The sequence below is a fragment of the Paraburkholderia sp. BR13444 genome (genome assembly GCF_040948755.1).
GTDB classification, from domain to species: domain Bacteria; phylum Pseudomonadota; class Gammaproteobacteria; order Burkholderiales; family Burkholderiaceae; genus Paraburkholderia; species Paraburkholderia youngii.
The window spans coordinates 568,927-589,314 of record NZ_JBFPKM010000003.1 but is presented as its reverse complement, the minus strand read 5'-3'; the positions used below and the strand labels follow the sequence as shown (position 1 = coordinate 589,314).

Below are 20,388 nucleotides of genomic sequence, written 5' to 3'. Positions count from 1 at the left end.
CCGGCCACCTTCCGGGTGCACGCCCCATGAACTATCTACGCAAGCTCTTTGTCAGCTACGAGGACTACTGCAATTACAGAAAGGGAATTCTGAAATATGCCGGATTGGTGGGCACAGTTGGCTATCCGGTTTTCTATCTGATCTATAAATGGCTTCTTCCGCAACCGTACAACAGCCTGAGCATGCGATTGATTGCATCGGCTGCGTGTGCGGCAACGGCGATTCCCGAGCACTGGCCTGACCGACTGAAGAAATACTACTTCGGCTGGGCGTACGCGACGGTACTTTACTGTCTGCCATTCTTCCATGTGTTCATGTCATTGAAGAATCACGGCAATCTGGTTTTCATCGCCGACAGTTTCATGGCCGTTTTCTTTCTTGTACTGCTGACTGACTGGCGCAATACGGTCACCATGCTGTGTGTGGGCGCCGGCTTGGGAGTGGCGCTCTACATGGCAACAACCGATCAGATCGATCTGCCGATGGATTATGTCGCAAGACTGCCGACATTCATTCTAGTGGTAGTCGGCGGAAGTCTGTTCAAGTTTTCGGAACGTCAGCTGCAGGACACCAAGTTGCGTGTCGCGACCGCCCTCGCAGGGTCGATCGCGCATGAGATGCGTACCCCACTGAGCCGGATTCAGTACAGTCTCGATGGGGCAAGCCGGTCGCTACCCGAGCCTACAACGGATGTCCACGCTCAGGCCATGACGCGAAAGCAGATCAATGATCTCTACGGATATCTGTCCCAAGGCCAACTCGCCGTGAATCGCGGCTTGCAGGTCATTGCAATGACGCTGGACGAGGTGAACGCGAAGTCGATCGATACGAGCCGGTTCGTGCTCATTCACGCCGCGGATGTCGTTCATAAAGCGCTGGCGGAGTATGCGTACGAGACGGAAGAAGAGCGAGGGATCGTGTCGGCTTCGGTCGTCGAGGATTTCGTCTTCCGCGGGGACGAGACGCTTTTTATTTTCGTTCTATTCAACTTGTTGAAGAACGCCCTTTATTATCACCGTCTTTACCCGGGAATGAAGGTCACCGTTACCGTGCAGGGACGTAAGGTGTGTGTCAGCGATACTGGGCCGGGCATACCGCAATCAGTATTGCCGCGTCTCTTCGACTCATTCCAGACCTCGGGCAAGGCGGGTGGTACGGGCTTGGGTCTCGCCTACTGCAAACGGGTAATCACGGCATTCAATGGCGATATTTCCTGCGATTCGGTTGAAGGCGAGGGTAGCCAGTTTACGCTGCGGTTTCCGGGATCTGCCTCGGCCGAGGAAGACGAACGTGCTCGAGTATCGGCGCGAGACTCCGTCGCGATTTTGGCGGGTAAGCGGGTTCTGATCGTCGACGACGACTCGATGCAGCGCATTGCGATGCGCAGGCAACTGACTGGTCTCGGCATGGAGATCGACGAGGCTCACGACGGTCAAGGCGCGATTGACTGCATGCGGGCGGCCCGCTACGACCTCGTCGTGATGGATTTGACGATGCCCGTGCTTGACGGGTACGCCACAACGCGCTTGATTCGCAGCGGGGCAATTCCCGGGCAGCAATCGGTACCAGTGCTCGCCTGTACCAGCGAACCGCCGCACCTCGTGCGCATGAAGGTCGAGAGAGCGGGCATGTCGGGCATGATCTCCAAACCGTACCGGCATGCCGAGCTCGTTCGGGCGTTGCGCTCGTGTCTCGAGCGTTCGAGTGCTGCTTCCGACGTATTGGCAGGCAAGACGGCCATTCTCGCGGATGACGACGAATCCGGTCGGCGCATCGCCCGAGGCTGGCTGGAGAAGTACGGCATTGAAGTGATCGAGGCGAACCACGGCCAGCAAGTGCTCGACATGATCGCCGCCGGACTGCGCTGCGACGTCATCCTGCTGGACCTGAACATGCCGGGACTCGGTGGTTTGGAAACGACCCGGGCGATCCGGTCCTGTTCAGCGGATATGTCCCGGGTACCGGTCATCGCACTGACGGGATACTCGGACGCGGTCACCGTGGAATCCGCGCGGAACGCCGGAATGAACGATGTGATGACGAAGCCCGTGCGCGGCGCGGTCCTGTTCGAGAAGCTCGGTCAGCACCTTTGTTCTGACGGGGCGGAGCTGCAGTTGGCTGCGGCGACGGCCGTTGCTGTGGCCGACGCCGCGGTACACGAGCATGCGCGAGCAGAACAAAGCGACGATCTGCTCGATCTCGGTCGCCTTCAGGAGTTGAAAAGGGATGGCCAGGTGGTGGAACTGCTGGGCGACTACCTTTTGACGCTTGATCCACTGATTGCTCGCATTGATGCAAGCGTTGCATCGAACGATCTGGATGACGCCCATGAAGCATTGCATTCGCTTCTGGGCGTGAGCGGGAATATCGGGGGAGCGGCGCTGCACCGCCTGGTCAGGCGACTCTACGTGCCCGTTGCGAACGAACGCCGCTGGCCGACGGAAGAGAACTGGCTAAACCAACTCCGGAACGTGACGGTGGAAACCGTCCAGATGCTGCGCCAGGAATGCCCTGCTCTGCAATCCTGAAGCCGCCGGCGGGGGGGCGCGGCTCCGGATTGTCGGTGATGCCGAGCGGATATCAGGCCGCGACACCGGCGACCCGGAGCAGGTGTCCCGGCTATTCGCTTCGATCGATAGGGACTTCGGGCGCATTGATGTGCTAGTCAACAACGCCGCCGTCATCGCGCGCCAGTCCCGGCTGGAAGATCTCGCATTCGAGCGGATCCAGCGCATCTTCGCGGGTCAATGCGATCGGTCCTATCCTGTGCGCCCAGCAGGCGGCAAAGCGGATGTCCCTGCGTCACAAGGGGCGTGGCGGCGCCGTGATCAATATCTCGTCGGCGTCCGCCCGACTCGGGCACTGGTCTTTTGCCGGCATCGCAGTAGAAAAAAGTCAGCGTGATGCCTCCGGACCTTCGAGGTGCCCGGATGGGCGAAGCGAGCGATATCGCCACAGCGGCGGCTATTTCTGGCGACTGACGTTTCGCGTATATGCTAGGCGCGGAGTCGGTGGTCGACGGCGGCATCTCGCTGCTCTAATGTTTCGGCCCAGCCGCCTCGCACTGGAGATCGCACATGTACTGCTATCCGAAGATCGAACAGTCCGATTTACCGCCGTCCTCGCAGCTGAGATCGTCGTACCGCCTCGCTGATTTCGGGGACGCGTTCTCGGTGGACCTGCCAGAAAGTGCCTGCCACGACGCGGAGACTCTCGCACGACACGTCTTTGCCAGGCAGCCCGCATGGATTGGGATGCTGCTGAGATTCCGGGACATTCTCGTGCGGCCGTTCGGCTTGAAGACCGCCGTTGACCTCAAGCAGAAAGGAGGCGACAGGATCAGCCTGTTTCACGTATTCGAACGATATGACGACGAGATCGTCATCGGCGAGGATGACACGCATCTGGATTTCCGCGTGTCGGTCCTCGTGCAGCCGTCATCTCGCGGTCGACACCGCCTCGTACTGACGACGCTCGTCTTCTACAATCGTCCGCTAGGGCGGGCCTATATTGCGCTCATCGCACCTTTTCATCGGGTTGTCGTACGAGCCTCGCTTGATCGGGCGCAGCGGCTAGGATGGCCCAATGCATAACGCCGTCGAATATCTTGTTCCGGCATTCAAGCATCCCGATCTTTGACATGCTGTTAAGCCACCGGGGCTGCAAGACGGCTGACAGCCAGCATGGCCGGCAACCTTCTGCAGGTATTGTGTCGTCGACGAGTCAACGTGACACCGCCCAACAACCTGATTTTCCCCCACCCGATATTTGCACCAGCGCCAGCACCCGATAGGGAACACCCCTAGCTGACGAAGGGGAGCTTCTCGTCGCGCGCAGTCGCGAGCATCGACAGCGTGATCTTCCGCACCTCAAGCTTGCTTTGCGTGATGTGAGCGCGCAGCAGGATGGCAGCCTCGCCAAACTTGCCGCGATCGATGAGATGGAGCATCGCCGAATGCTCGTCATACGTCGCGCTCGTGCGATGCGCCTTGAGAAAGTCGAGCCGCCGCACGATGCGGATGCGCTCGGTCACCTCGTTGTGCACGCGCAGCATCTCATTGTTGCCGGCAGCGCTCACGAGGCCGCGGTGAAAGCCCTCGTCGAGCACGAACATCGTGGCCGGGCAGCTTTCGCGTTCCCCTTCGTCAACGCACCATATGGCTCGCAACGCATCCATCGCAACGTGTGGGGCACCCGAGAGCCGCTCGAGCGCCGCCAGTTCGAGAACGATGCGCAGGTCATACAGCTGGTCCAGTTGATTGAAGTCGATATTGCAGACTTTCCAGCCGCGCCGGAACCCCACCTCGAGATAGCCTTCGCGCGCGAGTCGGAACAGCGCATCACGCATAGGCGTGCGCGACACGCCGTAGTGCTGGGCAATGTCGTTTTCGGAAAAGCGGTCGCCGGGAAACAGCCGAAAGCTGAAGATGTCCTGCTTGATCAGCTGATACACCTGCTCGGCAAGGGGGTTCGCGCTATAGGCCGCCTTCGTGCCAGATGCTGCGGCGGCTTCGGTCAAGTCGTGCATGAGTCAGGTATCGCTAACGTCGAGAGTGATGCGGCGCGTCGGTGCAATGGTGGGTGACGGGGCCAGCTCCCTATTATCCGCCCTTAAACGGGCTCGATGAGGCTTACGTGCGCCGCCACGATCATCCAGCCGCCGAACCTATCGTTCACCTCACGCAGCCGCGCCCAGGTCTGCATCTGGCGGCCCGTCAAAGGCGTCGTGTCGCTCGTAAACTCGGTGCTCACCGTCGCGTAGTCGCCGCCAAACGTCGTCACCACGGTGCGGTGCAACCGCCGCGAGCGAGGCACCGGCACGCAGGTTTCCCGCCAGCGCCGGATCGCGTCGCCACCATGCTGGATTTCGGCGATGCCATAGCGCACCGTCGCGGGCGCGTCCCAGAACAGGGCGTTCATCGTCTCGACGTCGTTGTCGACGAGCGCGCGCTCGTAAGCCTCGAAAGCTGCCGCCACCTGTGCGACGATCTGGGGCCGGTTCACTTCCATGATCATCAGTCTGCCCCCAGCAGTGCGTCGAGCGGAGCCGTCCAGCCGACGATGCCGCCCTGCGAATGAATCATCGCAATCGTCGCTTCGCGAAACGCCGGTAGGTAGCTCGCCGTCGCGTCCTCGACCAGCAGACATTCGTAGCCCCGATCGTTGGCCTCGCGCATCGAAGTCTGCACGCAGACCTCGGTCGTCACGCCCGCGAACACGAGATGCGTGATGCCCCGTATCGACAGTTCCTCGCCGAGCTGCGTGGCGTAGAAAGCGCCTTTGCCGGGCTTGTCGATGACGAGTTCACCATCGATCGGCGCGAGCGGGTCGATGATCGCGTTACCGGGCTCGCCGCGCACGAGGATGCGGCCCATCGGTCCTGCGTCGCCAATGCGCGCATTTGGCATACCGCGCATGCGTTTGGCCGGCGGGCAGTCGGAGAGGTCGGGTGCGTGCGACTCGCGAGTGTGCACGACCTGCCATCCCGCCGAGCGTGCATGCGCGAGCAGCCGCGCGACGGTCGGCACGATGCCTGAAAGCAGCGATACGTCGTTGCCGAGCGCCTCGCCAAAGCCACCCGGCTCGATGAAGTCGCGCTGCATGTCGATCACGATGAGCGCCGTATGACGCGCGTCGAACGTGAACGGCGCGGGTCTTGCGCTGGCGATGGTTGTCATCGCGACATTGCTCCGTTTGTGTTGTGCTTCGTTCGCGCGCCGCTCAGGCGCTTGCGTGCAGCTCGGCCGGCTCAGCCGTCTGCGGCCTGCCTTCGTCGCCATGGCCCGCCATGTGATGCCCAAGCACCACGCGATCCGCCTCACTCGCTGCGGTCTCGTAGACGAGGCGTCCCTCGGCCATCACCACGATCCGGTCGGCAAGCTCCAGCAGCTCGTCGAGATCTTCGCTGACGAGCAGCACTGCCGCACCGGCATCGCGCGCCGCGAGAATGCGGGCGTGGATGTCCGCGACGGAGGCAAAGTCGAGTCCGAACACAGGATTCGCGACGATCAGCACGTTCACTGCGTGCCCAAGCTCGCGCGCCAGCACGGCGCGCTGTACGTTGCCGCCCGACAGCGTGCCGATGGCGCGCTCGGGCAGCGCAGGCCGCACGTTGAATTCTGCAATCAGCCGCTCGGCGCGCGAGCGCATCGCGCGACGATCGAGCCACCATCCGCCGCGTCGCAGCGGCGCGCGGTCGAAATCCCGCAGCGCCATGTTCTCGGCAACGCTCATGCCTGCCACGCAAGCATTGCGCAGCGGCTCCTCGGGAAGGGCGAACACGCTCATGTGGGTCATCTCTGCGCGCGTCGCGGCATAGGGCGAACCTTCCACGGCCATCGCGCCCGACTGGACCTTGCGCTGCCCAACGAGCGCTTCGATCAGTTCCTTCTGACCGTTGCCGGACACGCCCGCAAGCCCAAGGATCTCGCCCGCGCGCACGCTCAGCGACGCCTCGCGCACGGCAGCGTGCCCACGCTCGTCGACGACCGAAAGGCTCGATAGCGAGAGCCGCACCGGAGCGTCGGGCGAGTGCGGCCGGCGCGCAAGCCTGAACTCGTCGGTGACTTCAGCGGCGCCCTCACGCGTTTGCGCGCTTGCGTCGCTGCCCATCATCCAGGCGGCCAACCGGTCGCGGTCGGTGTCGGCCACCGCGCAGGTGCCGACGAAGCGGCCCTTGCGCAATACCGTGACGTTGTCCGAATAGGCCATTACCTCGCGGAACTTGTGCGTGATCATCAGCACCGTGAGGTCGCCGCGCGAGGCAAGCGTGCGCATGAGGCCCAGCACTTCGTCGGCTTCCTGCGGGGTGAGCACGGAGGTGGGCTCGTCGAGAATCAGGAAGCGCTGCTCCAGATACAGCTGCTTGAGAATTTCCAGCTTCTGCTTTTCTCCCGCCGCGAGTGACGAAACCGGCGCATCGAGTTCGAGGTGAAACGGCATTCGGCGCATGAAGGCGTCGAGCGCTTCGCGCTCTGCCGCCCAGTCGATCTTCCATGACAGGTTGCCGCGCGCGAGAAGCAGGTTCTCCGCGACGCTGAGCCCCGCCGCGAGCGTGAAATGCTGATAGACCATGCCGATGCCGAGCGCTTGCGCATCGCGCGGGGAAGCGATGTGCACCTCGCGTCCATCGGCCACAATCGTGCCGTGATCGAGCAGGCCGTAGCCCACGAGCCCCTTTACGAGCGTGCTCTTGCCTGCTCCGTTCTCGCCGAGCAGCGCGTGAACCGTTCCGGGAGCGACCCTGATCGAAACGTCATCGAGTGCGCGGAACGATCCGAACGACTTGCTCGCGCCTATCACCTCGACGCCGAGCGCGCGTGTCGCGGTGCTCATGGTCACTGCTCCAGGGCAGCGACGAGCGCCGCCGAACTGGACACCGTGCCGAACACGCCGCCCTGCATCACGACCATGTTCAGCGCGGCGTCGTGGTTGCCCTTGTCGGTCGCGCCGCAGCAGTCCGCGAGCAACGTGCATTCGAAGCCGCGGTCGTTTGCTTCGCGCATCGTCGTGTGGACGCACACATCCGTCGTGATGCCCGTGAGCACGAGATTCGCAATGCCGCGCGTGCGCAGGATCAGTTCGAGGTCCGTCGCGCAAAATGAACCTTTACCAGGCTTGTCGATGATGATTTCGCCTGGCAGTGGCGCGAGTTCGTCGATGATTTCCCAGCCCGGCTCGCCGCGCACGAGTATGCGGCCGCACGGTCCCATGTCACCGATGCCGACACCGTTCGTGCCCGCCTGGCGGCTGCGCCAGCGCTTGTTCGCGGGCAGATCGGACAGATCCGGACGATGCCCTTCACGGGTGTGGATGATCGTGAAGCCGAGTTCGCGCATCAGCCCCAAAACGCGCTTGATCGGCTCGATCGGCGCGCGCGTGAGCGAGAGGTCGTAGCCCATCTTGTCGACGTAGCCTCCGTAACCGCAGAAGTCGGTCTGCATGTCGATGATGACGAGCGCCGTGTTGTCGGGGCGCAGGTTCCCGTCGTAGGGCCAGGAATAGGGACGGGCTTCGATGGTTCGGGTCATGTTGATTCTCCGGGCGCGCGCTTTCGCGATCACGCGATTCTGGATTCAGTCGGTCGGAAGCTTTCCGCGCTCAGCGCGTCAGGCTCAGCTCGCCGGGTGCGCCCGCCAGCGTGCGGTCCGGCCTGCAGTTGATGATCATGAGCGCGAGCGTCAGCACGTAAGGGGCGGCGTTGAAGAGGTAATAGCCGCTGGTCACACCGATTGCTTGCAGGGCGGGGCCAAGCGCTCCGGCTGCGCCGAACAGCAGCGCAGCCCAAAGACAGCGCAACGGCTGCCAGCGGGCGAAGATCACGAGCGCGACGGCCATCAGGCCTTGGCCGCTCGAAAGCCCCTCGTTCCAGCTACCGGGATAGACGAGCGAGAGATAGGCGCCCCCCACACCCGCGAAGAACCCGCCCGCCGCCGTCGCGATGACACGTACCCGCGTGACGGGGTAGCCCATTGCACGCGCGCTCTCGGCGTTCTCGCCGACGAGCCGCAGCGTCATGCCCCAGCGCATCGAGCGCAGTCCCCACTGCAAGGCGACGGCAAGCACGACCCCAATCACGAAGAGCAGATTGATATGCAGCGCGTTGTGCACTTGCTGCGAGGCGGCCCACGCGCCGAGATCGATCGACGGGAGCATCGCTGCCTGCGGCTCGATGAACGGCTTGCCGAGATAGAACGCCAAGCCGGTGCCGAACAGCATGAGCGCGATACCGAACGCGATATCGGAAACACGCGGCAGCGAGCACACCAGCCCATGCAGGCAGCCGAGCATCAGACCGGCCGCAGCCGCCGCGAGCACGCCGATCCACGGCGAACCCGAGAGATACGAGCCCGCATAGCCGCACATGGCGCCGGAGACGAGAATGCCTTCGAGACCGAGATTCACGCGGCCTCCTTTCTCGGTCAGGCACTCGCCGAGGCTCACGAACAGATACGGCGTACTCACGCGAATGGCTCCCGCGAAGAGCGAAATCAGCAGCACCGCAGCGGGCGAATGAAGGTCAGACATGGCGGGTACGCTCCAGTGAAGCAGACGAGGCGTCGAGCGCGGCGGCCTGAAGTTTCATGCGCAAGCCGGCAAGCCGGGGAGCCAGTGCCTCCCAGGCCAGCAGGTTTGCGAAAAGCAGGCCTTGCAGCACGAGCGTGGCGGCGTCGGGCAGGCCGAGGCGGCGTTGCAGCAGACTGCCGCTCGCCTCGATGCCGCCGACCATCAGTGCGCACACGATCACGGCGAACGGATTCTGGCGTGCCGCGAACGCGACAAGGATGCCCGCATAGCCGTAGCCCGAGAGCAGCGATGCGTTCGCGCTGCCTTGCACGGCCGCGACTTCGAACATTCCGGCAAGGCCCGCTGATGCACCGCCTATCGCGCAGGCGGTGAGCGCGAGCCCGCCCACAGGCAAGCCGACAAGGCGCGCCGTGCGCACATTGCCACCCGTTACGCGCATGGCGAAGCCGAGCGTGCTGTGACGCACGAGCACCCAGGCAGCGAGACACGCGAGCACGCCCCAGAAGAGGCCCCAGTGCACGTCGAGTCCCGGCAGCGAGCCGATGCTCATGGCGTCGGGGAGGGGCAGCGTCGAAGGTTTGTTGAGACTGGCGGGATCGCGCAACGGTCCTTCGACGAAAAACTTGAAAACGGCGATGGCGATATACGACATCAGCAGGCTGCTGATGGTCTCGTTGACGCCACGCCATTGACGCATCGCGCCCACCGCGCTGATCCACAGGCCGCCCGCGAGCATGCCTGCAATCGCCATCAGCGGCGTCGCGACGATCCACGGCGTAACCTGCGGCAGGCACTGCGGCACGACGGCGGCCGCGAGCCCGCCCAGCGCGAGCGCGCCTTCGCCGCCAATCACGATCAGGCCGACCTGGGCAGGCAGCGCGACGCACAGAGCCGTGAGCATGAGCGGTGCGGCACGCAGCAAGGTGTTCTGCCATGCGAACGACGAGCCGAACGCACCTTTGCCAATGAGACCAAGCGCCTCGATGGCCGGCTGCCCCTGCACGAGCAGGAAGATGCCGAAGATCGCCAGAGTTGCCACGATTGCACATACGGTCGGCAACGCGGGCAACAGTGCAAGCAGCAGGCGCGCGAGACTTGCGGGCAGTCTTCGTGACGGCCCGTGAGCGGGAGAAAGGGAAGCGGACATCACGACTCCTGGCGAAGGCGTTTGCGGTCCTCAGATCTGGCCAACCACACCGGCAACCAGATAATTCATGCTTTCAAGCGCAATATCGGTCTGTGCGTAGCTCGTGCCGGTCGCAATGGCGCTGCCGCCCTTGTTGTCCTTCATCGGCCCCTTGAAGATGATGTAGTCGCCGGCGACCATCTTCGCCTTCACGGCTTCGGCTTGCGTGCGGGCATCGGGTGTCACCATTGCGCCATACGGCGACATCTTCACGAAGCCTTCGCGCAGGCCGCCGCGAAGAATGTTTGGCTGCGGCTTGCCCGTCTGCGCGTTTGTGACGAGCAGCTTGTAGGGCGTCGCCCAGTCCCATTCGGCGCCCGTCAGATAGCCCTTCGGCGCCAGTGCGGCCTGGCTTGCGTGGTAACCGCAACTCATCGCGCCGCGTTTCTCGGCTGTCTCGATCACGACCTTGGGTCCGTCCACGTGACACGTGAGCACGTCGCAGCCTTGATCGACGAGGCTGTTCGCGGCCTCCGCCTCCTTCACCGGCATCGACCAGTCGCCCGTGAAGATCACGTGCGTGGTGATCGACGGATCCACCGACTGCGCGCCCAGCGTGAACGAATTGATGTTGCGCAGCACCTGCGGAATAGGCTTGGCCGCGACGAAGCCCAGCTTCTTCGTCTTGCTCGCATGGCCTGCCGCGACGCCGTTCAGATACTGGCATTCGTCGATATAGCCGAAGTAGCTGGAGATATTGGCCGGATTGCCGCTCTTCCAGAGACCGCCGCAGTGGGCGAAGCGAACCTTCGGATATTTGGCGGCCATCTTCAGCACATGGGGATCGAAGTAGCCGAACGAGGTCGCGAAAATGAGCGTCGCACCGTCCTGCTCGATCATCGCCTCCATGGTCTTTTGGGCGGCGACGGTCTCGGGCACGTTCTCCTCCTCGACGACCTTTACGTTCGGCAGCTTCTTGATGACGGCCGCAGCCTGCGCTTGTGCCTGGTTGTAACCGTAGTCGCCGCGCGAACCGACGTAGAGGACGCCGAGCGTAAGCGGCTCGGCACTGAAAGCGAGGTCGAACGGGAATGTGCTGCTTAGGACGAGGGCGCCAGCGCCCTTGAGAAAATCGCGACGGTCTGTCATGGTTGGACTCCTCGTGAGTTCAATGCATAAAGTCAGGATTGCAGATCGGATCGGGCTTGCGTTCCAGCCGCCGTTGCAAGCCATGCACGCCAGCCGCCGAATGCGGTGATGTCGTGTGCGCCGCTGCCTGGTGCGACCGCTAAGGGCTCGCTGATAAAGCCCTTAACGATGAGTCCATCGGCTGTCTCTACGCTGCCGATGCCGAGCGGCGCTGGCACGTGGGCAACGAATGCGCCGAAGCTGCGCAGCGGCACTTCCCAGAGCTCGATTTCGATGGGCTGGCCGGCCTCGTGCGGCGTATGCACCAGAGCGGGCTTGGCCGGTTTCGTGCCGGCGAGCGCGTAAAGGCGGTAGTGCGAAGACGTGGTGGTGGTCTCGACGAAACGCGCGCCAGCCTCGAGCAGTTGCCAGCAGAGGGGCTGCCCGCGCAGATGAGCGCCGACCACGGCGAGCTTCACCGTCGGCTCTTCGAAGGGCAGCGGTCGCGCGGCAATGCTGGCAGCGTCGTCGGGTGTAACGTTCGCCATGAAGAGCGCCTGGATGCGTGCGCCCAGCACTGCGAGGCGCTGGTCGGCGCCCGCTGGGGCGATCAGCGTCACGCCCGCCGGCAGGCCGTCCGCACGGCGAATGCCCGGCACCGCCAGAGCGCACAGATCAAGCAGATTCACGAAGTTGGTATAGACGCCGAGCTGGCTGTTCGCCCCGATCGGGTCCGCACGCACTTCGTCGAAGGTTGGATGCGTGGGCGTGGTCGGCACGATGAGGACGTCGATCGCCTCGAACAGCGTTTCCACTTCGCGCCGCAGGGCGGCGAGTGCGTACTGCCCGTTGAACGCGTCGACGGCGCTGTAGCCGTCCGCTTTCGCAATCACCTCGGCGACAACCGGATCGATGTCGGCGCGATTCGTCTCGAAGAAGGAACCGAGCGCGGCACGACGCTCCGCTACCCATGGGCCGTCGTAAAGCAGCGCGGCAGTTCGCTGCATCGGTTCGAACGGCACGCTTGTTGGCGAAAGCGCAAGCCGCGAGGCGATCGTGTCGAGCGTGGCGGCAAAGGCCTGACGAGCCTGCCCGTCGCCGTGGAAGGTCAACTGCTCCGGTACGGCGAGGCGCAGCGGTGCATGGGGCAGTCCGAGTGGCGGCACTCGGCGCGCATATCCATCGTCTCCATCGTACTTCGCCATCTGCAGCAGGACCTCCCAGGCGTCGCCCACGTCATGCGCGAAGATCGACACGCAGTCCAGGCTCCGGCACGCCGGTACCACGCCGCGCTTGCTTACGAGACCAGGCGTTGGCTTGAGGCCCACGAGCTCGTTGAAGCCTGCCGGAACACGCCCCGAGCCAGCGGTATCCGTGCCGAGCGAGAATGCAGCGAGTCCAGCCGCAACAACGATCGCCGAGCCAGAGCTCGATCCGCCGGAGATGTGCGCATCGGATTCGAACTGTCGCACGGCGCCATAGGGCGAGCGTGTGCCGACAAGGCCTGTGGCGAACTGGTCGAGATTCGTCTTGCCGATGAGGATGGCGCCGGCGTCGAGCAGACGATCGACGGCGAATGCCGAGGCTGCGGGCGTGTAAGCAAAGGCGTCGCAGGCCGCGGTGGTTGGCATGCCGGCGACGTCGATGTTGTCCTTCACCGCGAACGGTACGCCGAACAGCGGCATCCGCTCAAAGATCGCGGCGCCCAGGCGACCGCGCGCATCTTCGAGCGCGGCAGCCCGGCTGGCGAGATCGGCGGCACTCACGCGCGATATCCAGATTTCAGGGCGACAGAAGGCTTCGATCCGGGCGATCAGCGTGTCGACGATGTCGCGAGGCGTCGTGCGTTTGGTGGCGTAGGATTCGAGCAGTGCTCGAACCTTGAAGAAGGCGTCGGGAAGCATGCGTTCAATCTTGAATACAAGTTTGGGCTCATGCTCGCAGCAAATGTGCCAGGCAGGGTAACTTGCCAGAAAGTCCTTGCCGGGCAACGATTTTCACATTGGCGTGAACGCTGGTACTTGCCTACCTGTGATCCAGCGTGGGTCGCGATTGGTTCGGGTTGGTGCATGTGTCCCGCTCATCGTGCACTACCCAAGGAGAAGGGCGCGCGCAGTGGTCCGGCCCGGCTATCGCGCCATGGTGGGCACCCACCGGATTGTGGCGCTGGGCCGGAGGACGGTTAATCCGGCAACATCACACCGATGCCGGGACATCTGGATTAGCGTGCAGTAGAGATGCAGTTCCGGGTCAGTTGCCGCTGACTGCGAGCTTCCGGATTTGGCCAGCGGTTATTCGATTGGAGCCGGCTATTCTGGCGGGACGCTGAAGATCGGGCGGCATTTGAATATCTCAAGAATCCAACAGCGACGCCGGGTAATGGATTCTCCACGGCATATGCCAACGGCGCATCGCCACTCGCATATTCGTTGAATAACGCCTATGTGCAAGCGCAGGCTCACCAGGTGGTGATCGTCGCTGCAATCTATGCAGTGGGGGCCGCGACTTTCGCAGCATCGTTCTCGAATGTGCAGTATGCAAACCTGGGGGCAGCATTTCACAACGATAAGGCAATATTCAACAACGTCGACGTTGGCTTCCAATATCAGGTCACCCCTGCCTTTACCACGGCGATTGCGTAGTCGCTCGGAACGCCGGCGGTAGCCAATATCGATAACCTAGGCGATTCTCCAACCATCAGCAGCTGTTGCTCCGGTTGGGAATGCGGCACAGGTTCTAAGAGTCGTGCTCCGGAGGAGTGCTTTGACGTGTGCCTGCTGGCTCGCGTCGCGTACAGATCAGAAACCTGACGGTCGATCTATGCACACAATTCGGCCATACCTGACCTTCAGGTATCGCATTCCGTAAGGCCGCAATGAGTCACTTTGCCGACATTCGCAGCTCGGCGGCGGAGAACATCAGTATTGCGTTGTTAGCGAATGCGCACTTGCGGTGGAGCCGAGACCGGCTCATCGGTAGGGTCGAGAACTGGCGCGCGCACAGTAGGCCCCCGGTGGCTTCTCCCTCGCTTTCTCGGTGGGCCTTAATCCGGTTGCCATGGCCACGTTTCCAGCTCCCGCCACGTCAAACGCAGCATGCGGTTTCCCCGCACTACGCTTTCCTGTCCGATTCACGTCAAGATTTATGGGACCTATCATGCCGGGGACGCCTTCAGGGTGGTGGTACGGCGAACCTGATAGCCGTTGAACAGCTTCTGTTCGTCATATAGCCAGTGTCTACTCCACGTCTTCCAGCCGAAGCCCCGACGATTCCGGGATCGACCAATGTGCCGTCGAATCTTCTTCTCGACCCAGTCCTTGATGAAGCTTAATCACTCGCTGGAGTGTCCAACAGCGAAGTAATTCGCCCAGCCGCGCAGCACCCGGTTGATCAGTTGCATTACCCCATCCACCGGCTGCCACTGGTATCGCCGGAACACCTCCTTGAGCTTGCGCAATAACCCCGTACGTTTCTTCAACTTGGGCGTATAGTGCGCTCGCCACACCTGTCGCCCGATACTGCGCAGGCGTCGGAAGTCAACCCCCAGGAGGCCGAAGCTTTCCGCGCGGTCCAGATCCACGGTGCGACTCTTCTCTTCATTAACCTCGACCTGTAGTTTGGGAAATTCTTCCCGAAGGCGCCGTCTCACCATCCGCAACAACCACGCATTGCGCGGGTGAGCATCGATCAGCACGACAAATCGTCAGCGAATCGGCCATACTCAACGTAGGTGTACTTCCCGCTGCGCGTTGAGCCTTTCATCCGCTCCAGCATCCGGACTACCTCCGTGAGGTAGATGTTACTGAGCAGGGGCGAAATTACCCCGCCTTGCGGAACGCCCTGTTTGCCCGATGCCGTCAGCATCAGCTTCAGCAGATGCATGACGTCGTCGTCCTTGATCCGACGCGCCACTTTTTCAAGCAGTAGATGATGCCGAACTGTGTCGAAGTAGGCGCGCAAAATCAAGATCAATGACGCGGGTCTTTGCACTGAACAATACCCATTACGGACGTTCTCTATTATCCGGAAAGACTGCGAAACTGATCGCGCCGAAATGTTCGTTTCGCAGCAGCTATCGCCCCACTCAGCCGTTATGCGCCGAATTTGCGCGACAGTAAAGCAGTTGCCGGAGGATGACCCAGCGCGTGACGACGAACCCGAGCGCCGCGGTGTACACGGCTTTCAGAATAACGAATCCGGCAAAAGAAAGCCCGGCGGACCCTAGCAAAAGGAACGTCGCGGACATGAGTGCGGTGATCACGGCGGCGGCAACAACACCGATCACCAGCCCGAAAGACCAGGCTTTGCTTGGCAAATGCGCGAGCACGCCGCTCTCCGCGAAGACTGTGTCGCTCCCTGTGAGCCGACCGGCGCGAAACTCCCCGCGCGCCGGCGGTGTGACAAACAGGGATACCAGCAGCGACAGCACGATGGACGTCACTGCGATATCGATGATGATGCCACTGTCTCCGAAGAGCGGCACGAATGCCATCCGCCGATTGCCGAGCCACGTAATAGCCGGGTTGAGCACGGCATTAATGACGGCGCAGGCCGCGCCTTGTGCGCGGATATAGGATTGGACAGGCTGCATCATCTTTCCACGCAGGTTAAAGCCGTCCTTGGCGCTGAGCTGAGCCGAATCGAGCTGCCTGGTCCAGGCCGTTTTCCATGCTAGCGGTCGGGAGTATACTGCTCCCAAATTCGCGGCAGAGGAATGCTGAACATGAGTTGCGACTTTGAAGCATTGTTTGGCGAGATAGTGGGGAGGGGAGCGCAAGCCACGGTGTATGCGAAGGGAGAGCACGCGGTAAAACTGTATCGCGAAGGTTATCCAAAGAGGAACGTCTTCAGCGAAGCGTACATCATGGCGAACCTGGAGCTCGTGAATTTCCCCGGGCCGATGATTTACGAAATACTCCTCGTAAACGGGCGATATGGTTTACGCATGGACCGGGTAAAAGGCGAAGTGATGTCGGAGGAGTTCCGCGATCCGGCGCGCCGCGATCCGGTGCGATGTAAAGACACGCTGGATGTTCTTGTGGCTCTCCAGTGCCGCTTGCAAAAGTATGACAAGACTGGGTGGATGCCGGATCTCAAACAGCGTTTTCACGACGACTTGGTGATTAACGACAGGCTTTCCGCTGATCTCAAGAAAAACCTCTTGGGGATTCTCGGCGGTCTGCCGGACGGTCAGGCGTTATGTCACTGCGATTTTCATGCGGGCAACGTTTTTTTTGACGGCGCGAAGTACACGGTTATCGATCTGCTCCAGGTCAGCAGGGGCGATCCGGCGGCGGATGCCGCTTGCTCGTATGTAGCGTGGAGTTTTACCGGTACGGAAATCGCCGAATACTATTTGAACAGGTATTGCGGTGAATCAGGGATTTCCGAGAAAAGCGTTCGGCAGTGGCTCAGGGTGTATGCTGGAACGCTGTTGGGACAAGTGCCTGAAAAATTTACACCGATTATAGAACGGTTCATCGCGGGTTCGTGATGGCGCGCAGCTGTACCCCGAATCGTTTCGCTTTCGGGTCTACCTGTAGAGCCGGAGCGTCGACTCTCACATCCGCGAACGCGTACTTACGGGTCGTTCTGAGTCGATCGCATCGCGAAGAGGTCGGCCGCTGTCGGCGCTCATCGCATTCATTCAGATTGGCTGCGTTCGCTGGGTCACAGTCGAATCGGCCATCCATGTGTCACCACCACGCACTGCGCCCGGCCCCGGACACCCTCGACGCCGGCCGCATCATGTCTCCAACACGCGAGAGCCCCATGCCGACGCTCTATTCCTACCCGGACCTGTTCGGCGTCGCCGCCCTCCGCGATTTCCGGGGTGGATCACCGCAAGTGGATCTGACAAATTCACTCACTCGGCACTGGGAACAAATCGCTGACGCGACAGGCGTCGCTTATCGTAGTATGCGACAGGCTATCTGCGGATAGCGAAGGAATTGAGCGGGCGAGTTAGCGCGACGAGTTCGCCGTTCGCCGTCCCGACTCTGCTACAAGCATTCCTGCGCTTGCTCAGGTAACGGGCACGAACTCTCCATCGGCGAAGAACCACGCCGCCATCGTCCGTGCCAGTTCGAGCACGACCTCCGCGTCGGTGCGACCGGAGGACGCGCGCACGTGGAACGAATGATCTGCGTCGTCCACCACATGCAGCGCGGCGCGTGACCCCAGCGTCTCGACGACCGACTTCAGCAGGTGAAACTCGGCCAGCTTGTCGCGCGTACCCTGCAGGAAGAGCATCGGCACCGTGACGTCCGCCAGGTGCTGTGCCCGCTCCACGCCGGGCGCGCCCGCCGGGTGCAGCGGGAACGCGACGAAAGCGAGGCCACGCACACCGTCGAGCGGGGAGATGGCTTGGGCCTGGGACGTCATGCGGCCGCCGTACGACCTGCCGCCGGCGAAGAGCGGCAGGGCTGGCAGCCGCCGGCGGGCCTCTGCGACGGCTGCCCGCACGGCAGCATGTGCCACGGCCGGCGAGTCCACCCGCCTGGAGCCCCGCTCCATGTACGGAAACTGGTAGCGCAACGTGGCGACGTTTGCCGCCGCAAGCGCGTCGGCCAATGACGACATGCCGGCGTGCTGCATGCCCGCCCCGGCACCGTGCGCGAAGACATACAGGGCCCGCGCGTCCTCCGGCGCTCGGAGGAGCGCAGAGACCTTGGTGCCGTCGGGCAGTGCGAGGGAAAGCGATTCTGGGTCGTCCATCGTATTCAGGTCGTGTCGTTGTGGCCTTTGCGCCGATTCTGCATCAATGAGGCATCGGGAAGGGTTTGTGGCGGCCTCCGGCAAGACATTGCAAAAGCGGAGTTTGCGGGCCGATCCATGGCGCGCGTGCCCATCGTGAACGGCGCCGCAGTCGCGATGTGTCGGTTGACGACCGCAAGCCCGACCTGTGCGCCGCACGTGATCCGCGCTTTGAGACGACTGCGTAATAGCACGCCTGCATCATTGTCAGCGAGCTGTTACGACACTGCAATAAGCGTCAAAGGAAGTTCTCGAGTGGCAGTTGGTTTATCTGGCTCTCTAGGGGAGCATGTTCGGCTGCAAAAGGGTCTGGGTTCGGCCATGAGCCGCCGTTCGCCGTCGCCGCAACACGGTCATCCGAGCGGCTGCTCCGCGGGTCTACGGTTGGCTGTCGTGCCCCAACGTTTCCTGAAGGAAGGCGATAAAACTCGCCAGCTTCGGTGGCATGTGCGCATCGGGCAGATGCACCACATGGACGGGCCAGGTCTGCGCCGGCCAGTCGGGAAAAAGACGAATGAGCCGACCCGCATCCAGATCTTCCTGCAACATTACCTGGGGTTGAAAAATCACCCCCAGTCCGGCGAGCGCGGCTTCGCGAAGCGCGAGGCCGCCATTTACATCGAGACGACCACGCACCGCGATGCGCTCCACGACATTACTGTCGGGACGTAGGAAACGCCATTCACGTTCGGGTCCATTTGAGACCATAAAAGCCAAGCAGTTATGCTGCACCAGATCGGCTGGCACCTTCGGGTGCCCGCAGCGCGCCAGATAGGCCGGTGACGCGCAGGCGATACGCGGCGAACGGGTCAACGGCCGCGCAATCAAGCCGGAGTCCCGCAGTACACCGGCGCGGATGGCGGCGTCGAAACCTTCTTCCGCCAGATCTACATAGCGATCGCTAAGGGACAGCTCGACCTGAACGTCGGGATAGCGGTCGAGGTACGCGGCAAGCGCCGGTACGAGCACACGCGTGCCATAAATAACCGGGCAACTCACCCGCCGCTCCAACTCACGAATATGGTTGCCGACCATTGTGGGCGTCATACCGCTACCCTCGGCCGCGGCGGTAAAGCTGCCGTATTCGACCACGCGGGCGAATATAGCCATGCTGCTGAATCGATCCATTCGCAAGTTCTATTTAGGAGTGTTCGAAACGATTGTGGGTTTATCAAGTCAGGCTAAAGAATAATACGCGGGTCACGCCTTCACTCACAATCCACAGCGGGGACTCAACCATGACTATTGGAAGCACGAACCTTCAGCATCAGCACGTCGTCCTGCTGGGCGGCACGTCGGGAATCGGCCTTGCCACGGCCGAAGCCGCGCTGGCAGCCGGCGCCTCAGTGAGCGTTGTCTCATCGCGCAGTGAGCGAGTCGCCGGAGCCGTCGCGAGACTTGGCGACCGGGTCAACGGATACACGGTCGATCTGAGTAATGCGTCCGCCGTACGCGCGCTGTTCGGGCAAGTCGGCGCTATCGACCATCTGGTTTACAGCGCGGGGGATTCGTTGCGAACTGGGGCGCTCGCTGACATGGACCTCGCTACGGTTCGTCAGCTTTTCGAAGTGCGAGTCTTCGGCGCCATTGCCGCCGTCAAACATGCGGCGCCGTATCTTCGTCCCGGCGGCTCCGTGGTACTGACAAGCGGCATTGCGAGCTTGCGGCCGCAAAAGGGTTGGGCGGCGCTGGCCAGCGTCTGCAGCGCGATGGAAGGTCTTACACGGGCACTCGCGGTGGAGTTGGCCCCCGTTCGAGTCAACCTCGTGAGTCCCGGCTTGGTGCGCACGCCGCTGTGGAATGACTTACCCGAATTCGAGCGCGAAGCGCTTTACGCCGCGAGTGCCGCGGCCCTGCCAGTCGGTCGTGTCGGCGAGGCGGAGGACCTCGCGCAAGCTTACGTCTATCTGGTGACCAATCGCTATGCTACGGGACAGAACATAGTTGTGGACGGCGGTGGCGTGCTGGTCTGATTAGCAACGGGCTCGAAGAAAACGAAGACCGCTGCACCCTGAAAGCTGCCAACGACGTCACGCTTCGTCGATCGTCGGCAGTGGGTCGCAAGTGCGCATTCGCTAACAATGAACGCTGACGTTCGCCACCGCCGAACTGCGAGTGTCGGCAAAGCGACGACTCACTGCCGCCTGACGGACGCGATACCTGAAGGTCGGGTATGGCCGACAAGCGCGCGTCCCGCATCGGGCGGGTTCCGGAGTGGACCAGCCGTTCGAGTGAACTCTGCATGGCCCAGGCGAGCGGCGGAAAGTGGCCGTATGCGGAAATTCGCGGGATGCGCACGGTGACCGCCGATACCGCCGACGCTGGGTTTCCGTAGTCGACCCACTGCAGCC

20 protein-coding genes and 1 pseudogene are annotated in these 20,388 nt (G+C 62.4%); 7 read left to right on the top strand and 14 right to left on the bottom strand.

The annotated features are described in order from the left end of the window. The first annotated feature begins 26 nt into the window (after positions 1–26). The 3 genes and pseudogenes from AB3X95_RS11710 (at position 27) to AB3X95_RS11700 (ending at position 3,593) form a co-directional block, all read left to right on the top strand. Positions 27–2,528, top strand: a complete 2,502-nt coding sequence (locus tag AB3X95_RS11710; RefSeq protein ID WP_368621391.1) for a response regulator — start codon at positions 27–29, stop codon at positions 2,526–2,528. Between the two features lie 61 nt (positions 2,529–2,589). Beyond that, positions 2,590–2,860: pseudogene (locus tag AB3X95_RS11705) on the top strand (SDR family NAD(P)-dependent oxidoreductase); the annotation flags it as partial. A gap of 217 nt (positions 2,861–3,077) precedes the next feature. Continuing rightward, positions 3,078–3,593: a DUF2867 domain-containing protein gene (locus tag AB3X95_RS11700; protein WP_184226949.1), complete on the top strand. Its 516-nt coding sequence runs from the start codon at positions 3,078–3,080 to the stop codon at positions 3,591–3,593. Between the two features lie 209 nt (positions 3,594–3,802). On the opposite strand, the gene AB3X95_RS11695 is transcribed toward AB3X95_RS11700, so the two are convergent. The 9 genes from AB3X95_RS11695 to atzF all read right to left on the bottom strand — a co-directional run bounded on the left by AB3X95_RS11695 (position 3,803) and on the right by atzF (position 13,185). Then, positions 3,803–4,528, bottom strand: coding sequence for a GntR family transcriptional regulator (locus AB3X95_RS11695; RefSeq protein ID WP_176121627.1), 726 nt, complete (start codon positions 4,526–4,528; stop codon positions 3,803–3,805). A gap of 83 nt (positions 4,529–4,611) precedes the next feature. Further along, positions 4,612–5,010 (bottom strand): oxalurate catabolism protein HpxZ, encoded by a 399-nt coding sequence (hpxZ, locus tag AB3X95_RS11690; RefSeq protein ID WP_368621490.1) that lies wholly within the window; start codon positions 5,008–5,010, stop codon positions 4,612–4,614. A gap of 5 nt (positions 5,011–5,015) precedes the next feature. Then, positions 5,016–5,678 (bottom strand): cysteine hydrolase family protein, encoded by a 663-nt coding sequence (locus AB3X95_RS11685; RefSeq protein ID WP_184226948.1) that lies wholly within the window; start codon positions 5,676–5,678, stop codon positions 5,016–5,018. A gap of 43 nt (positions 5,679–5,721) precedes the next feature. Continuing rightward, positions 5,722–7,335, bottom strand: coding sequence for an ABC transporter ATP-binding protein (locus tag AB3X95_RS11680; RefSeq protein ID WP_368621390.1), 1,614 nt, complete (start codon positions 7,333–7,335; stop codon positions 5,722–5,724). 2 nt (positions 7,336–7,337) lie between these two features. Then, a complete protein-coding gene (locus AB3X95_RS11675; RefSeq protein ID WP_176121630.1) occupies positions 7,338–8,030 on the bottom strand; it encodes a cysteine hydrolase family protein in 693 nt (230 codons plus the stop codon). A gap of 70 nt (positions 8,031–8,100) precedes the next feature. Beyond that, the gene (locus AB3X95_RS11670) at positions 8,101–9,027 is read right to left on the bottom strand and encodes an ABC transporter permease (RefSeq protein WP_176121631.1); all 927 of its coding nucleotides are present in this window, start codon (positions 9,025–9,027) and stop codon (positions 8,101–8,103) included. After that, positions 9,020–10,174 (bottom strand): ABC transporter permease, encoded by a 1,155-nt coding sequence (locus AB3X95_RS11665; protein WP_184226945.1) that lies wholly within the window; start codon positions 10,172–10,174, stop codon positions 9,020–9,022. The genes AB3X95_RS11670 and AB3X95_RS11665 overlap by 8 nt, the downstream gene beginning before the upstream one ends. A gap of 30 nt (positions 10,175–10,204) precedes the next feature. Beyond that, positions 10,205–11,302, bottom strand: coding sequence for a BMP family ABC transporter substrate-binding protein (locus AB3X95_RS11660; protein WP_368621389.1), 1,098 nt, complete (start codon positions 11,300–11,302; stop codon positions 10,205–10,207). 32 nt (positions 11,303–11,334) lie between these two features. Then, a complete protein-coding gene (atzF, locus tag AB3X95_RS11655; RefSeq protein WP_176121634.1) occupies positions 11,335–13,185 on the bottom strand; it encodes an allophanate hydrolase in 1,851 nt (616 codons plus the stop codon). Positions 13,186–13,710: 525 nt separating this feature from the next. Between atzF and AB3X95_RS11650 the strand changes: the two genes are divergently transcribed. Next, positions 13,711–13,923, top strand: coding sequence for a hypothetical protein (locus AB3X95_RS11650; protein ID WP_176365424.1), 213 nt, complete (start codon positions 13,711–13,713; stop codon positions 13,921–13,923). A 689-nt stretch (positions 13,924–14,612) separates the two neighbouring features. Here AB3X95_RS11650 and AB3X95_RS11645 read toward each other — a convergent pair. From AB3X95_RS11645 to AB3X95_RS11635, 3 genes are all read right to left on the bottom strand, one after another. After that, complete coding sequence (locus AB3X95_RS11645; protein ID WP_368621388.1) at positions 14,613–14,975, bottom strand: group II intron maturase-specific domain-containing protein; 363 nt, start codon at positions 14,973–14,975, stop codon at positions 14,613–14,615. Further along, on the bottom strand, positions 14,969–15,253 hold the full coding sequence (locus AB3X95_RS11640) for a reverse transcriptase domain-containing protein (RefSeq protein ID WP_368621387.1): 285 nt from the start codon (positions 15,251–15,253) through the stop codon (positions 14,969–14,971). The genes AB3X95_RS11645 and AB3X95_RS11640 overlap by 7 nt, the downstream gene beginning before the upstream one ends. A gap of 112 nt (positions 15,254–15,365) precedes the next feature. Then, positions 15,366–15,875 (bottom strand): hypothetical protein, encoded by a 510-nt coding sequence (locus AB3X95_RS11635; protein WP_368621386.1) that lies wholly within the window; start codon positions 15,873–15,875, stop codon positions 15,366–15,368. Between the two features lie 129 nt (positions 15,876–16,004). Between AB3X95_RS11635 and AB3X95_RS11630 the strand changes: the two genes are divergently transcribed. Next, entirely contained in the window at positions 16,005–16,775 is a 771-nt protein-coding gene (locus AB3X95_RS11630; RefSeq protein ID WP_176121637.1) for an aminoglycoside phosphotransferase family protein, read from the top strand. Positions 16,776–17,305: 530 nt separating this feature from the next. Here the strand turns inward: AB3X95_RS11630 and AB3X95_RS11625 are convergent. Continuing rightward, the gene (locus tag AB3X95_RS11625; protein WP_176365426.1) at positions 17,306–17,998 is read right to left on the bottom strand and encodes an alpha/beta family hydrolase; all 693 of its coding nucleotides are present in this window, start codon (positions 17,996–17,998) and stop codon (positions 17,306–17,308) included. A 417-nt stretch (positions 17,999–18,415) separates the two neighbouring features. Next, positions 18,416–19,165, bottom strand: coding sequence for a LysR family transcriptional regulator (locus AB3X95_RS11620; RefSeq protein ID WP_176121639.1), 750 nt, complete (start codon positions 19,163–19,165; stop codon positions 18,416–18,418). Between the two features lie 110 nt (positions 19,166–19,275). Here AB3X95_RS11620 and AB3X95_RS11615 point away from each other — a divergent pair, with 110 nt between their 5' ends. Both AB3X95_RS11615 and AB3X95_RS11610 read left to right on the top strand, forming a co-directional pair. Continuing rightward, the gene (locus AB3X95_RS11615) at positions 19,276–20,010 is read left to right on the top strand and encodes an SDR family oxidoreductase (RefSeq protein WP_368621385.1); all 735 of its coding nucleotides are present in this window, start codon (positions 19,276–19,278) and stop codon (positions 20,008–20,010) included. 200 nt (positions 20,011–20,210) lie between these two features. Further along, entirely contained in the window at positions 20,211–20,372 is a 162-nt protein-coding gene (locus AB3X95_RS11610; protein ID WP_176365429.1) for a hypothetical protein, read from the top strand. Positions 20,373–20,388: the final 16 nt, after the last annotated feature.